Annotated in this window: 1 pseudogene; it reads left to right on the top strand. The window is 68.6% G+C overall.

Annotation, left to right across the window (positions count from 1 at the left end):
* Nucleotides 1–437 (top strand): annotated as a pseudogene (locus tag AC0IZJ_RS28355) (heme utilization protein); the annotation flags it as partial.

Genomic DNA, 437 nt, shown 5'->3' with positions numbered 1-437 from the left:
ACCGCCGACCTGAACAGTCTGAGCAGCGGCCAGTTCGGCACGCTGGCCTCCGGCCAGGTCCAGGCCCTGACCAGCACGCAGCTGGGCAACCTGACCACCGAGAACCTCAACGCACTGGGCACGGCCCAGTTCGCCGCACTGACCTCCGGCCAGTTCGGCAGCCTGACGACCACCCAGCTCGCCAAGCTGGAAACGGCCGACCTGCGTGCCGTCACCACCGCGGCGCTTGCCGGCTTGTCTTCCGACCAGGTTGGTGCCTTGGCCAGTGACGCCGTCGGCGCCATGTCCACGGCACAGATCGCGTCGCTCAGTACGCTCCAGGTCAAGGGCCTGACGGCTGGTGACATGGACGCCTTGACGTCCAGCCAGGTCGCGGCTCTGAACTCCGCTCAGGCCGCCGCACTCTCCACCGCCCAGCTCGCCGCCATCGAGACCGA

The organism is Roseateles sp. AC306 (genome assembly GCF_979253795.1).
This window is presented reverse-complemented; position numbering and strand designations above follow the sequence as displayed.